Origin of the sequence: Nocardia sp. NPDC051911, from assembly GCF_040681035.1 — a bacterium.
In the GTDB taxonomy this organism is placed as follows: Bacteria; Actinomycetota; Actinomycetes; order Mycobacteriales; family Mycobacteriaceae; genus Nocardia; species Nocardia sichangensis.
The window spans coordinates 183,896-197,626 of the sequence record NZ_JBFAXY010000011.1 but is presented as its reverse complement, the minus strand read 5'-3'; the positions used below and the strand labels follow the sequence as shown (position 1 = coordinate 197,626).

The window sequence follows — 13,731 nt, the reverse complement described above, 5'->3', positions numbered from 1 at the left end:
GCGGGAACGTCGCGCAGGGATGGGAGACCGGGTGGTCTCGCGAGTGCAGGAATGTAGTGCAGCTTCCCACCATCGGCAACACCGGGCAGCGTGTCGGCTCTAGTGGAGCGCGCTGCCCTGCACCCACTGCTCCCAGGGCACACCCCAGTCACCGTTCTGCCAGACCTCCAGCGGGGCGCCGCCCGTGTTGCGGATCTCCACCACGTCACCGGGGACGGCGAAATTGAAGAACCACTGGGCGTTCTCGCCGCTGAGGTTGAGGCAGCCGTGCGAGACGTCGGTGTTGCCCTGAGCCCAGACGGTGGAGTCGAGCTGGTGCAGATAGATGCCGTCGGTGCTGATCCGGGTGGCCCAGCCGATGGCCTCCTTGTAGCCGAGCCGGGAGTTGATCGGCAGTCCGTAGGTGGAGGAGTCCATGATCACCGGATTGGCCTTGTCCATCACCGTGTAGATCCCGGGTTGGGTCCAGAACGTGATCGTCTTGCCTCCGACGACCTCGCTGCCGCCCCTGCCCATCGAGGTCGGCATGGTGCGGATCAGCCTGCCGTTCTCGAAGACCTGGACCTGTTTGGTGTTGTCATCGGCGATCGATACGTGCGCCGCGCCGATGGTGAACGTGGTCTTGGTGTCCTCCTGGCCGTAGAGCCCGCGGCCGAGTTCCTGGCCGTAGACGTTCGCCGCCACGCTGACCTTGGTGCCCGGCGCGTAGTACTCCCTCGGACGCCAGTGCGCGTTGCGGTCGTCCAGCCAGTACCAGGAGCCCTCCACCGGCGGATCGGTGGTGACCGCGAGGTGCTTCTCGGCGGCGGCGTGGTCGGGAATGTTCTCGTCGAAGTGCGCCACCACCACGGTGCCCACGCCGAACGTGCCGCCGTCGGACAGTGGCGTGCCGCCCGTGGTGGTCAGTGACACCTTCGTCTGGTTGTTGGGGGTCAGCGTGGAGAAGGTCGAGGTGGTCGGGCCGGTTCTGCCGGTGATGCTCAAACCCTCCGCGGTCACCGTGTAGGTGCGGCCGTAGCCGAGCGGCTCGGTGGGTTTCCACGCCGTCTTGTCCGGCGTCATGATCCCGTCGACCGTCTTGCCCTGCTCGTTGGTCATGGTGACCCGGGCCAGCTGGCCGTCGGCCGTGCTCACCTGCACCGGCGCCAGCGGATCGACATTGCCCGCGCCCGAGGAGGGCGTGATCGTGATCGGCGCGGGCGCTGGGCCCGCCGCACCCGGTGTCTTCCCCGGCCCCGACGAGGACGAGCACGCCGCCACGAGCACCGCCATGATCAGGGCGAACCCCGCGACGATTCCGGATCGGACGCGACTGGTCGCCATGAAATCTCCTGTATCCGCCCAGCGCAACGAATGGCGCACCCGCGCCTGTCTATCCCCCTCGCAGTTTACCGACCCGTTTCGCGCGCGAACCCGTGCGGAGCGGGCCCACGGCAGACTCCCAGCCACTACACAGGAAGGGCTTCGGCGGAAAACCGCTGGCTCCCGGGCGGTCGACCTTTCTACCGTCGCTGGGTATGGAGATCGACTACCGATGGCGAGGCGCTCTGAGCGACAGCGAACTGGCCGACTTGACGAGATCGCACGGCGGCGACGCGGACCCGGGATGGTGGGACCGCGCGGCGCGGCACAGCCTCGGCTGGGTCACCGCCCGGACCGGCGCTGACGCGCTTGCCGGTTTCGTCAACGTGGCGTGGGACGGCGGCGACCACGCGTTCCTGCTCGACCCGAAGGTGCGGTCCGAATGGCAGCACCGAGGCATCGGGACCGAACTCGTCGCCAGGGCCGCGCACGGCGCCAGGACGGCGGGCTGCACCTGGTTGCACGTCGATTTCGAGGATCGCCTCGCGCCGTTCTACTTCGATGCCTGCGGTTTCCGCGCCACGACAGCCGGACTTCTGCGACTGCGCGGCCACGGCTGACGGCCGAAAGTACCGATCGGGACCGCGCCGGCGCGTGCCATGCTGAGGGCCGGAGTCGACCGAGGGGAACGAATGCAGAATCGCCCATCGGCAGCGGAGTTGCTGGATTCGCTCGCCGAGCTGCTCGAGGAGACGCTGCTACCCGCCCTGCCCGCGGAGTTGCGGCACAGGGCGCGGGTGGGGGCCAACCTCGCCAGGATCGTGCGCAGGGAGATCGAATCGGGCCCCGGCGCAGCCGAGCGGGAGCGCGAGCTGCTCGCCGCGGTGGCCGAGGGCGATGACGAGCGACTCTGGGCGGCCCTGGTCTCCGTCGTGCGGGCGGATCTGGCGATCGCCAAGCCGGGCTACGACGCCTGGGCGGCCGAGTGAGCGCCGATCCGGCGCGCGGCTTGGCCGAATTCCTCGGGTCGGGAACCCGCGAGGTGACGGTGTCGAACCTCGAATACCTCTCCGCGGGCGCCCGCCGCCGCAACGTCGCTTTCGAGGCCGATCTGGGCGGCGGGACGCGTCGCCTGGTCGCGACCATCGTGCCGAGCGCGATCGAGCTGGTTCCGGTGGACGTGGAGGCCGCCGTCCGGGAACTGGCGCGCACGCACGGTGTTCCGGTGCCGCCCGTGGTGGCGATCTGCACCGACGCCGCCTTTGTCGGGGGCCCGTTCGTGATCTCCGAGCGCGTCGATGGGGAAACCGTGCCGCGCAAGGTGTTACGGCTGGTCGAGGCGTCGGGCATCGGCGAACGGGTCGCCGAGCAATTGGGCGAGGCCATGGGGCGCCTGCACGCGATCGACCCGGCGGACGCGCCCGCACGGCTGCCCGTCGCGGCGGCCGATCCCGAGCGCCAGCTGATCGAGGCCGACGAGCAGGTGCGCGCGCTCCTGCCGGACCGTCCGGTGTTCGCCCTCGCGCTGCGCTGGCTGGAACGCCACTGCCCGCCCGCGCCGCCCCGCACCGCGCTGCTGCACACCGACCTGCGCAACGGCAACATCGTCGTCGGTCCCGACGGCCTGCGCGCCGTGCTCGACTGGGAAGGCGCGCAGCGTCAGGGTGATCCGATGCGCGACGTGGCTTGGCCCGCGCTGCGCATGTGGCGCTTCCGCGCGGACGACCGCGAATTCGGCGGCCTGGCGGGCCGCGAGGCGTTCGTGCGCGGCTACCACCGCGGTGGCGGGAGCTTCGACGAAGACCGGTTCCGCTGGTGGAAGGTGCTGTGCACGCTCGGCTGGGGCGTCGGACTGGCCGGGCAGGCCGCGGCCCATCTGGACGGCAGCGTGCGCGACATCGTGATGGCGGCCAGCGGACGGCGCGTGTCGGAAATCGAATGGGACCTGCTGATGCAGATCCGACCCACTGCGAAAGGCTGAATGCCCGATGGATTTCGAGCTACCTGCGGAACTGGTCGATTACCTCGCCGAACTCGACGCGTTCATCGATCGGGAGATCACCCCGCTCGAGCAGGCCGACGACAACATCCGCTTCTTCGACCACCGCCGTGAGGACGCCCGCACCGACTGGGAGCGCGGCGGCCTGCCGAACGGGGAGTGGGAGGAACTGCTGGCCGAGGTCCGCAGGCGCGCCGACGCCGCCGGTCACCTGCGCTACGCGTTCCCAGCGCACTACGGCGGGCGGGACGGCACGAACCTCGGCATGGCGGTGATCCGCGAGCACCTGGCCCGGCGTGGCCTCGGATTGCACTGCGATCTGCAGAACGAGCACGCCATCGTGGCCAACAATGTCGGCCTGTTGCTCATGCTCGAGTACGGCACGCCCGAGCAGCAGGCGGAGTGGGTGGACGGACTGGCCTCGGGAACGAAGTTCTTCGCCTTCGGCATCACCGAGCCCGAGCACGGCTCGGACGCGACGCACATGGAGACTTCGGCGGTCCGCGACGGCGACGGCTGGGTGATCACCGGGCGCAAGACCTGGAACACCGGTGTGCACATCGCCGACGCCGACCTGATCTTCGCGCGCACCTCGGGCGGCCCCGGCGACGCGACGGGCATCACGGCGTTCCTGGTGCCCACCGACGCACCCGGGTTCATCGTCGAGGAGTACCTCTGGACCTTCAACATGCCCACCGACCACGCCCGGGTCGCGCTGGACGGCGTCCGGCTCCCGGGCTCCGCCGTCTTCGGCGGCGAGGGACGCGGCTTGGCGGTGGTCCAGCACTTCTTCAACGAGAACCGTATCCGCCAGGCCGCGTCCAGTCTGGGCGCGGCGCAGTACTGCGTCGACCAATCGGTGGCCTACGCCAAACAGCGCAAGCCCTTCGGCAAGCCGCTGGCCACCAACCAGGCGATCCAGTTCCCCTTGGTGGAACTGCACACCCAGTGCGAGATGTTGCGCGCCCTCATTCACAAGACCGCGTGGTCGATGGACACCTACGGCACGTTCGCCGTCTCCGAGCAGGTCTCGATGTGCAACTACTGGGCCAACCGGTTGTGCTGCGAGGCCGCCGACCGCGCGATGCAGGTGCACGGCGGCCTCGGCTACTCCCGGCACAAGCCGTTCGAGCACATCTACCGCCACCACCGGCGCTACCGGATCACCGAGGGCGCCGAGGAGATCCAGATGCGCCGCGTCGCGGGCTACCTGTTCGGCTTCATGGGCAGCAAAGCGCCGAAGGGCGTATGAGCCGGGTCAGAGGCGGCGGATCCGGGCCAGCCACGCGGCGGCGTCGACCTGGCCGGACTCGGAGATCTCCAGGTCCGTCGCTTCTTGCGCGACCAAATCGGTGACCCGTCCGCGGTACTGGGTCGCTCGTAGGTCCTCCACCGACCAGCCGTCGCGGAACGACTCCCGGATCAACGTGTCGCTGATCCGCGGCCCGAACCCCGGCTCGACATCCGAGAGCGCGAGAACGTAGAGCGTTCCGCCCGGCTTGCAGACGGCGTGCAGGCTGCGGACGTACGCGGCGCGCGCCTCGTCCTCGGTCCCGAAGACGTGGAACAGCGCGCTGTCGACGACGGTGTCGAACGCGGGCGCGGAGCCGGGCGGGTCACCGGAGAAGTCCGGCCGGTCGCCGAGGGCCAGCGCGTCGGCCACCTCGAACACGGCCGACGGCACACCCTGTTCGGCCGCGTTGGCGCGCGCGTACGCCACCGCGCTCGGCGACATGTCGATGCCCCGCACGTCGTATCCCAGGCGGGTCAGCAGGATCGTGTGCTCACCCGCGCCGGAGCCCGGGTCGAGCACGCGTCCGGTGATGCCGCCGTCCCGCTCGAGCGCGACGATTGCCGGTTGCGGCTCGCCGATCACCCAGGGTGCGGAGTCGTTGTCATAGACGGTGTTCCAGAAATCAGCTGGACGAGTCATGCCACCATGCTTCATCCTCAACCGCCGTTGAGGTCAACCCGACGCGGCCGGGATTGTGCGAGGTCCGGACCACGTACGCTGCGTCGACGCGGCGGTCGCGGGTACGCGCCGGGTATGAGCACACCGAATATCGATCCCGAAACGGCGGAGTCGATGCAGCAGGACGCGGATTTCGCCGAGGAGCACACCAAACCGACGCACGCCGACGAGCACCCGGCCGGTGAGCAGCTCGAGACCGACGAATCGACTCCGCGCGGCCACGGCGGAATGGATCGGTGAGCACGGCGTGGCACGGTTCCACGCGGAAACCGTGCCACGCGACCGCGCTCAGGCGACGGCGACCATCCGAGCCGCGTTGGCGGACTCGTCGTCGGCCGCCTGGTTGGCGGCCAGTTCGGCGCGCACCCGCTCGCGGTACCGGGTGATCTCCCGCTCGGTGGCGGCGGCGTCCCAGCCGAGGTGCGCGCCGATCAGCCAGGCCACCTCGGGCGCGGCGGCCAGACCGCGGTCGGCGGCCTCGATGGAGACGCGGGTGCGGCGGGTGAGCACGTCGTCCAGGTGCAGCGCGCCTTCGTGCGTCACCGCGTACACCGCCTCCGCGCCGAGGTACTCCGGCGCGCCGGTGAGCGGACGGCCCAGGTCCGGTTCGCGGGCGATCAGGTCGAACAGGTCGGTGATCGCCGAGCCGTAGCGGCCGAGCAGGCGCTCGACCGTCGCCCGCGGCAGGCCCGCGCGTTGCGCCAGGCTGTCGAGGTCGGCCGCGAGTTCCTGGTAACCCACCGCGCCGAGGATCGGCAGGTGCTCGGTCACCGACGGCGCGACCGCGCGGCCGAGTCCCGCCACCGCCGCGTCCACGACGTCGGCGGCCATCACCCGGTAGGTGGTGTACTTGCCTCCCGCGATCACGAACAGACCGGGAGCCGGTTCGGCGACCGCGTGCTCCCGCGAGAGCGTCGCGGTGTCGGCCGACGCGCCGGACAGCAACGGACGCAGCCCCGCGTACGTGCCGACGATGTCGTCGCGGGTGAGCGGCTCGCGCAGCACCTGGTTGACGTGGTCGAGCAGGTATTGCACGTCGGCGTCGCTGGCGGCCGGATGGTCCTTGCTCAGCGACCAGTCCGTGTCGGTGGTGCCGATGATCCAGTGGCCGTGCCACGGGATGACGAACAGCACGCTCTTCTCGGTGCGCATGATCAGGCCGGTGTCCAGATGCAGGCGATGACGCGGCACCAGGATGTGCACGCCTTTCGACATGCGGACGTGGAACGGGAACTCGACGCCGGTCATCCGGTTCATCTCGTCGGTCCACACGCCGGTGGCGCTGATCACCCGGCGCGCGCGCACCGTGTGCACCCGGCCGGTTTCCAGGTCGGTGACCTCCGCGCCGACGACGCGCTCACCGTCGCGCAGCAGCCCCGTCACCTTGGTGCGGGTGAGCACGGTCGCGCCGTGCTGGGCGGCGGTGCGCGCGATCATCATCGTGTGCCTGGCGTCGTCGACCTGCGCGTCGAAGTACCGGATCGCTCCGGTCAGCGCGTCCTCGCGCAGCGCGGGCGCCAGCTCCAGCGCGCGGGTGTGCGACAGGTGCCGATGCATCGGCAAGGCGCGAGCACCACCGATCGTGTCGTACAGGGCGACGCCCGCGCCGATGTAGGCGCGTTCCCAGACGCGATGGCGTAGCGGCAGCAAAAACGACACCGGCCGCACCAGGTGCGGGGCCAGCCGGCGCAACAGCAGGCCGCGTTCCTTCAGCGCCTCCCGCACCAGCCAGAAGTCCAGCTGCTCCAGGTAGCGCAGCCCGCCGTGGATGAGCTTGCTGGAGCGGCTCGAGGTGCCTGCCGCGAAGTCCCTGGCCTCCACCAGGGTCACGGCGAGGCCGCGGGCGGCGGCGTCGAGGGCGGCGCCCGCGCCGACCACGCCGCCGCCGATGACGAGTACATCGATCTCGGTGTCGCCGAGTGCGTTCACCGCGCGGGCGCGGTACTGGGCGTCCAATCGTGCGGACACAGCGGTATCTCTCCTTGTTTCGGGGTTATTCGGGTAGGACGGCGTCGCCCCTCATTCGTCGACGTCGATCCAGTCGAGGGTGCGGGCGACGGCCTTCTTCCAGCGCGCGTAGCCACGCTCGCGCTGTTCCTCCGACCAGGTCGGATGCCAGCGCTTGGCTTCGTTCCAGTTCCGTTCCAGCTCGTCGGTGTCGTTCCAGAAGCCGACCGCGAGCCCTGCCGCGTAGGCCGCGCCGAGCGCGGTGGTCTCGGCGACCACCGGACGCGACACCGGCACACCGAGGAAGTCGGCCTGCAGCTGCATGCACAGCTCGTTGGCGGTGACGCCGCCGTCCACCCGCAGCACGTCCAGCCGCACTCCGGAGTCGGCCTGCATCGCCTCGACCACGTCGCGGGTCTGGTAGCAGATAGATTCCAGCGTCGCCCGCGCGAGATGGGCGTTGGTGCTGTAGCGGGACAGACCGACGATCGCGCCGCGCGCGTCCGAGCGCCAGTACGGCGCGAACAGGCCGGAGAACGCGGGCACGAAATACACCCCGCCGTTGTCCTCGGCCTGCCGGGCGAGCGATTCGCTTTGCGCCGCGCCGGAGATGATGCCCAGCTGGTCGCGCAGCCACTGCACCGCCGAGCCGGTCACCGCGATGGAACCTTCCAGCGCGTACACCGGCTTCTCCCCGCCCAACTGGTAGGCCACCGTGGTCAGCAGGCCGTGCTGCGAGCGCACGATCTCGGTTCCGGTGTTGAGCAGCAGGAAGTTGCCGGTGCCGTAGGTGTTCTTCGCCTCGCCGGGACGGAAGCAGACCTGTCCGACGGTGGCGGCCTGCTGATCGCCGAGCACGCCCGCCAGCGGCACCGCGCCGCCGAACGGTCCGTCGGCGCGGGTGGTGCCGAACAGTTCCGGGTTGGCCGAGGGAGCGATCCGGGGCAGCATCGCGCGCGGCACCCCGAACAGGGACAGCAGTTCGTCGTCCCAGTCCAGAGTCTCCAGATTCATCAGCATGGTGCGGCTGGCGTTGGTCGGGTCGGTGACGTGCACGCCGCCGTCGACACCGCCGGTCAGCTGCCACAGCAGCCAGGTGTCGGTGGTGCCGAACAGCGCGTCGCCGCGTTCGGCGTCCTCCGCCACCCCGGGGACGTTGTCCAGGATCCAGCGCAGCTTGCCGCCGGAGAAGTAGGTGGCGGGCGGCAGGCCCGCCTTACGCCGGATGATGTCGCCGTGCCCGGCTCGTTCCAGTTCGGCGGCGATCCGGTCGGTGCGGGTGTCCTGCCAGACGATCGCGTTGCAGTACGGCCGCCCGGTCTTGCGGTTCCACACCACCGTGGTCTCGCGCTGGTTGGTGACGCCGACCGCGGCCAGGTCGCTCGCGACCAGATCGGCCTTGGTCAAGGTGGTCTGGATGACCGCGCGGGTGCGCTCCCAGATCTCGGTCGGATTGTGCTCCACCCAGCCCGGGCGCGGCAGGATCTGCTCGTGCTCGAGCTGGTGGCGGGCGACCTCGTTGCCACCGTGATCGAACACCATGAAGCGGGTGCTCGTGGTGCCCTGGTCGATGGCGCCGACGTACTGGCTCATCGCGGTCCTTTCGGGAAATTACTGGGAAAGAGCAGGATTCAGAACAGGAACTGCGCGGCGAGTCCGGCCAGCGCGCCGCCGAGCAGCGGGCCGAACACCGGCACCCAGGCGTAACCCCAGTCGGAGTCCTTGCCGTGCGGTGCGGCGTCGGGCGATTCGGCCGGAGCGGGCGCACCCGCGCCCACGGGGACCAGGACCGCGTCGGCGGGGGCGGGCTTGCTCACCGGCAGCAGCGCGTGCGCGATGCGCGGACCGAGATCGCGAGCGGGGTTGATGGCGTATCCGGTCGGCCCGCCCAGGGAGGCGCCGATGCCGACGACCAGGAGCGCGGCGGCGGCCGGGCCGAGCCCGCTCGGGGTGTGGCCGAAGGTGAGGATCACCAGGACGAGGATGAAGGTGCCGATCACTTCGGTGACGAAGTTCCAGCGCAGGGCGCGAATCGCGGGGCCGGTGGCGAACACCGCGAGCTTCTTCTCCTCGTCGATCTCGGCGTCGAAGTGGCGCTTGTAGGCGACGTAGGCCACGGTCGCGCCGAGGAAGGCGCCGGCGAATTGGCCGCTCAGGTACGCGAGTGTCGTCGAGCCGGAGATCGCGATGCCGGGGGCGAACTCGTCGGCCCCGCTGAACAGGATGCCGACGGTGACCGCGGGGTTGAGATGGCCGCCGGTCTTGTAGGCGACGTAGACGCCCGCCAGGACCGCGAACCCCCATCCCATGTTGATCAGCAGCCAGCCGCCGTCCAATCCTTTGGACTTCGCCAGCAGTACGTTCGCGACCACACCGACCCCGAGCAGCACCAGCACGCCTGTGCCGAGTGCTTCACTGAGGAAGATCGAGCCGAAGTTCATCGTTGAGCCTCCGTTCGCCCCGCAGGTCGCGGACGCGACCGTGCGTGAAACGGAAACTACGGCGGGATACGGAACCCGGATACAGCTGCCGTTCGACAATGTCGAACGCCTCGACTGGTTGCCGGAAGGCGGCGACGCTACCGTCCGACGCGCGAGGAGGATGTATGGCGCAGCTCACACTGGGTTTCAATGATGTTGCTCAGGTATCACCAGCCGTTCGACATTGTCGAATCACGACACGGGTAGGTTCCCCGATATGCCAGGTGCGATCCAATCGATCGAGCGGGCGGCGGCCGTTCTGCGGCTGCTGGCCCGCGGCTCAGGGCGGCTCGGCGTCGGCGACATCGCGAGGGCGCTCGACCTGCCCAAGCCGACCGCGCACGGCATCCTGCGCACGCTGCAAGGCGTCGGCTTCGTCGAACAGGATCCGGCCACCGGCAAGTACCAACTCGGCGCGGCGCTGCTGCACCTGGGCACCAGCTACCTCGACGCGAACGAGTTGCGCTCCCGCGCGATCAACTGGGCCGACGCGCTGGCGGCGCGCACCGGCGAATCGGTGCGGATCGGCGCGCCGATGGACGGCGCGGTGGTCGTGGTGCATCACGTGTTCCGGCCGGACAATACCCAGCAGGCGCTCGAACTCGGCGAACTGCTGCCGCCGCACGCCACCGCGCTGGGCAAGGTCCTGCTCGCCTACGACGCCGAGCTGGCCGCCACGACGCGCCGCGCCGAGCTGGCCCCGCTCACACACCGCACCCTGGTCGACCGCACCGGGCTCGCCAGGGCGCTGGGCCGCGTCCGGCAGGCCGGATGGGCGGGCGACACCGAGGAATTCCGGACGGGCGAGGCGGGTATCGCGGCGCCGATCCGGGCGCCCGGTGGCCTCGTGGTCGGCGCCATCGGCATCACCGGCGCGGTGGACCGGCTCTGTGACGCCCAGTTGCGGCACCGGCCCGCGCTGGTCGGTCAGGTGCTCGACGCCGCACGGGCGGTGTCGCGCGATCTCGGTACGAGTCACTGACTTTCGTCCCCGCGGTGACCGTCCGATGTCGATCAGGAGCAGCCGAGCATGAAGCAGCGTTACGTGCTGGCCATCGACCAGGGCACCACCTCCACGCGGTGCATCCTGTTCGACCAGCGTGCCCGGCTCGTCGGCGTCGCGCAGCGCCCGCACCGGCAGCACTATCCGCGGCCGGGCTGGGCGGAGCAGGACGCGCTGGAGATCTGGCGCAATGTCGAGCGGATCGTGCCGCAGGCCCTGCGGGATTCCGGTGTGACGGCCGACCGGATCGCCGCGCTGGGCATCGCCAACCAGCGCGAGACCACCGTGGTGTGGGACCGCCGCACCGGCACGCCGATCGGACGCGCCATCGTCTGGCAGGACGTGCGCACCGAGGAACTGGTCCGCGAGCTCGGGGACAAGCCGGGCGCCGACCGGATCCGAGAGCTGTGCGGCCTGCCGCTGGCCAGCTACTTCGCCGCGCCGCGGCTGCGCTGGATGCTGGACTCGGTGCCAGGTCTGCGCGAGCGCGCGGAACGGGGCGAGGTGCTGTTCGGCACCATGGAGACCTGGCTGATCTGGAACCTCACCGGAGGCCCCGACGGCGGGCTGCATTGCACCGACGTCACCAACGCCAGCCGCACCCTTCTGATGAACCTGCGCACCCTCGCCTGGGACGACGAACTGCTGGAGTTCTTCGGCATCCCCGCCCGCATGCTGCCGCGCATCCAGCCCTCGATCGCGTCCTACGGCAACACGCGCCGGGTCGTGCCCGGCATCCCGATCGCCGCCGCCCTCGGCGACCAGCATGCCGCGTTGTTCGGCCAAACCTGTTTCGCGCGTGGGGAGACCAAGTGCACCTACGGCACCGGCGGCTTCCTCATGATGAACACCGGACGCGACCTGGTGCGTTCCGAGCACGGCCTGCTCACCACGATCGGCTACCAGATCGGCCCCGAGCCGGTCTACGCGCTGGAGGGGCCGATCGCGGTCACGGGATCGCTCGTGCAATGGGTGCGCGACAACATCGGACTGGTCACCAGTGCGCCGGAGATCGAAACCCTCGCGCGCACCGTCGAAGACAACGGCGGCTGCTACGTCGTGCCCGCGTTCTCCGGGCTGTACGCGCCGCATTGGCGCAGCGACGCGCGCGGTCTCATCGCCGGGCTGACCTCCTACATCACCAAGGGCCACATCGCGCGCGCCGTGCTGGAGGCGACCGCTTGGCAGACCCGGGACGTGGTGGAGGCGATGAACGCCGACTCCGGCCTGCAAGCCGCGGCACTGCGCGTGGACGGCGGGATGACCTCGAACAACCTGCTCATGCAGATCGTGTCCGATGTGCTGGATGTTCCGGTGCTGCGTCCGTTCGTCGCCGAGACGGTCTCACTGGGCGCGGCGTACGCCGCGGGTCTCGCCGTGGGGTATTGGCCCGACCTCGAGGGATTGCGCAACAATTGGCGCCTTGCCGCCCAGTGGGTTCCGCGCATGGACGCGGAGCTGCGGGAGGACGAGTACGAGAACTGGAAACGCGCGGTCGAGTTGACCTTCGGCTGGGTGCGGTCGAAGAAGCGGGCGCGGCGGTGAGTCCGGGGCCCGGAGCTCGTGTCGGGAGCGTGGGTTAGCGTCGAGAGCATGCGGCTTCACGTGGGATGTGCGATGTGGACGCACGCGGCCTGGCAGGAACGTCAGCTCTCCCCGGGGGAGCGGTTGCGCTGGTACGCCACGTGGTGCAACGCGGTCGAAGGCAATACGACGTTCTACGCGACGCCGTCGCTGCGCACAGTCGAATCATGGGCGGCGCAATGCGATCCCGCGTTCCGCTTCGTGCTCAAGTTGCCGAAGCCGATCACCCACGAACGCAGACTGACCGGCGTCGAGCAGGAGCTGCGGTCCTTCCTCGCCGCGATGGAGCCGCTCGGCGAACGCATCCACGCCCTGTGGATCCAGCTGCCGGGTTCGTTCGGACCCACCGATCTCGGTGTGCTGGCCGGTTTCCTGCGCGACTTCCCGCGCTCGTACCGGGTCGCCGTCGAGGTGCGTCACCCCGCGTTCTTCGAGGACGAGCAGGCGGCGCGCAGGCTGGAATACGTACTGTCCAGGGTCGGCGCCGAATGGGTGCCGTTCGACACCACCGTGCTTTTCGACGGTCCGCCCGCCAGCGCGGCGGAACAGGAGGCGGCCGCGAAGAAGCCGCGGGTGCGGCGCAGGATGCGCGCGCTGACCGAATACCCGATCGTGCGCTATCACGGCCGCGACGACGTCCAGCGCACCGTCAACGGCTGGCGGCCGTGGGTCGGCACGGTCGCCGAATGGCTGCGTGAAGGCCGCTCGCCCACCGTGTTCCTGCACACGCCGGACAATGCGGGCTCGCTGGAGCTGGCCCGCCGTTTCCATGACGCGGTCAGGGCCCGGCTGCCCGAGCTCGAGCCGCTGCCCGAGCCCGCCGCCGCCGAGCCCATGACGCTGTTCTGACGGAAAACGCCTCCCGCGGCATCGAGCCGCGGGACCGCGCGGCTCAGGCCTGCAGGCCGACCTCGACCTCGAGCGTGAGCGTGATCTTGTCGCCGATCACCGCGCCGCCGTCGGGCAGCGGCATGTCGATGGTGATGCCGAAGTCGCGGCGGTTGATCACGGTCTTGGCCTCGAAGCCCGCGACCGGCCCCTGGCCCATGCCGGGGTTGACGCCGAGGAACTCCACCTCGAGCGATACCGGCTTGGTGACACCGCGAATGGTGAATTCGCCGTCCACCACGAAATCGTCACCCTTCACCCGGAAACCGGTGGACTTGAATGTGGCCACCGGGAACTGCTCGGCCTGGAAGAAGTCCGCGGTGCGCAGGTGGGCGTCGCGCTGTTCGTTGTCGGTGGTGACCGAGTCGACCCGGATCTCGGCCTCGGCCGAGGCGCTGCCGTCCTCGCCGATCACCAGCTTGCCGGAGAAGTCGGTGAAGCGGCCGCGCACCTTGCTGACCATCAGGTGGCGCACCGAGAAGCCGAGCGTGGAGTGGGCGGGGTCGATGGCCCAGGTGCCCGCGGTGAGAGCGTTGGTGGTTCCGGTCGACATAAT

Annotated in this window: 14 protein-coding genes; 8 read left to right on the top strand and 6 right to left on the bottom strand. The window is 70.0% G+C overall.

The features are described from left to right. Positions 1-99: 99 nt before the first annotated feature. Entirely contained in the window at positions 100-1,323 is a 1,224-nt protein-coding gene (locus AB0L97_RS16425) for an Ig-like domain-containing protein (protein ID WP_364430005.1), read from the bottom strand. Positions 1,324-1,517: 194 nt separating this feature from the next. Between AB0L97_RS16425 and AB0L97_RS16420 the strand changes: the two genes are divergently transcribed. From AB0L97_RS16420 to AB0L97_RS16405, 4 genes are all read left to right on the top strand, one after another. After that, positions 1,518-1,922 (top strand): GNAT family N-acetyltransferase, encoded by a 405-nt coding sequence (locus tag AB0L97_RS16420; protein ID WP_364430002.1) that lies wholly within the window; start codon positions 1,518-1,520, stop codon positions 1,920-1,922. A gap of 72 nt (positions 1,923-1,994) precedes the next feature. After that, complete coding sequence (locus tag AB0L97_RS16415; protein WP_355075713.1) at positions 1,995-2,291, top strand: DUF6285 domain-containing protein; 297 nt, start codon at positions 1,995-1,997, stop codon at positions 2,289-2,291. After that, entirely contained in the window at positions 2,288-3,283 is a 996-nt protein-coding gene (locus AB0L97_RS16410; RefSeq protein ID WP_364430000.1) for a phosphotransferase family protein, read from the top strand. The genes AB0L97_RS16415 and AB0L97_RS16410 overlap by 4 nt, the downstream gene beginning before the upstream one ends. A gap of 7 nt (positions 3,284-3,290) precedes the next feature. Next, complete coding sequence (locus AB0L97_RS16405) at positions 3,291-4,553, top strand: acyl-CoA dehydrogenase family protein (protein ID WP_364429998.1); 1,263 nt, start codon at positions 3,291-3,293, stop codon at positions 4,551-4,553. A 6-nt stretch (positions 4,554-4,559) separates the two neighbouring features. On the opposite strand, the gene AB0L97_RS16400 is transcribed toward AB0L97_RS16405, so the two are convergent. Continuing rightward, the gene (locus AB0L97_RS16400; RefSeq protein WP_364429995.1) at positions 4,560-5,234 is read right to left on the bottom strand and encodes a class I SAM-dependent methyltransferase; all 675 of its coding nucleotides are present in this window, start codon (positions 5,232-5,234) and stop codon (positions 4,560-4,562) included. 114 nt (positions 5,235-5,348) lie between these two features. Here AB0L97_RS16400 and AB0L97_RS16395 point away from each other — a divergent pair, with 114 nt between their 5' ends. Next, the gene (locus AB0L97_RS16395; protein WP_355075720.1) at positions 5,349-5,513 is read left to right on the top strand and encodes a hypothetical protein; all 165 of its coding nucleotides are present in this window, start codon (positions 5,349-5,351) and stop codon (positions 5,511-5,513) included. A 48-nt stretch (positions 5,514-5,561) separates the two neighbouring features. Here the strand turns inward: AB0L97_RS16395 and glpD are convergent, their stop codons facing one another. From glpD to AB0L97_RS16380, 3 genes are read right to left on the bottom strand one after another with little or no spacing between them, the layout of a single operon-like run. Beyond that, entirely contained in the window at positions 5,562-7,241 is a 1,680-nt protein-coding gene (glpD, locus tag AB0L97_RS16390; RefSeq protein WP_364429991.1) for a glycerol-3-phosphate dehydrogenase, read from the bottom strand. Between the two features lie 51 nt (positions 7,242-7,292). Beyond that, on the bottom strand, positions 7,293-8,813 hold the full coding sequence (gene glpK, locus AB0L97_RS16385; RefSeq protein ID WP_355075724.1) for a glycerol kinase GlpK: 1,521 nt from the start codon (positions 8,811-8,813) through the stop codon (positions 7,293-7,295). Positions 8,814-8,851: 38 nt separating this feature from the next. Then, the gene (locus tag AB0L97_RS16380; protein ID WP_355075726.1) at positions 8,852-9,661 is read right to left on the bottom strand and encodes an MIP/aquaporin family protein; all 810 of its coding nucleotides are present in this window, start codon (positions 9,659-9,661) and stop codon (positions 8,852-8,854) included. 256 nt (positions 9,662-9,917) lie between these two features. Between AB0L97_RS16380 and AB0L97_RS16375 the strand changes: the two genes are divergently transcribed. Genes AB0L97_RS16375 through AB0L97_RS16365 form a run of 3 tightly spaced genes read left to right on the top strand, consistent with a single transcriptional unit; the run spans position 9,918 to position 13,136 of the window. Continuing rightward, positions 9,918-10,682, top strand: coding sequence for an IclR family transcriptional regulator (locus AB0L97_RS16375; protein WP_364429986.1), 765 nt, complete (start codon positions 9,918-9,920; stop codon positions 10,680-10,682). A 48-nt stretch (positions 10,683-10,730) separates the two neighbouring features. Then, the gene (gene glpK / locus AB0L97_RS16370) at positions 10,731-12,248 is read left to right on the top strand and encodes a glycerol kinase GlpK (RefSeq protein ID WP_356967001.1); all 1,518 of its coding nucleotides are present in this window, start codon (positions 10,731-10,733) and stop codon (positions 12,246-12,248) included. Positions 12,249-12,296: 48 nt separating this feature from the next. Continuing rightward, the gene (locus tag AB0L97_RS16365; RefSeq protein ID WP_364429982.1) at positions 12,297-13,136 is read left to right on the top strand and encodes a DUF72 domain-containing protein; all 840 of its coding nucleotides are present in this window, start codon (positions 12,297-12,299) and stop codon (positions 13,134-13,136) included. Positions 13,137-13,179: 43 nt separating this feature from the next. On the opposite strand, the gene AB0L97_RS16360 is transcribed toward AB0L97_RS16365, so the two are convergent. Further along, on the bottom strand, positions 13,180-13,728 hold the full coding sequence (locus AB0L97_RS16360; protein WP_364429979.1) for a YceI family protein: 549 nt from the start codon (positions 13,726-13,728) through the stop codon (positions 13,180-13,182). Between the last annotated feature and the right edge of the window lie 3 nt (positions 13,729-13,731).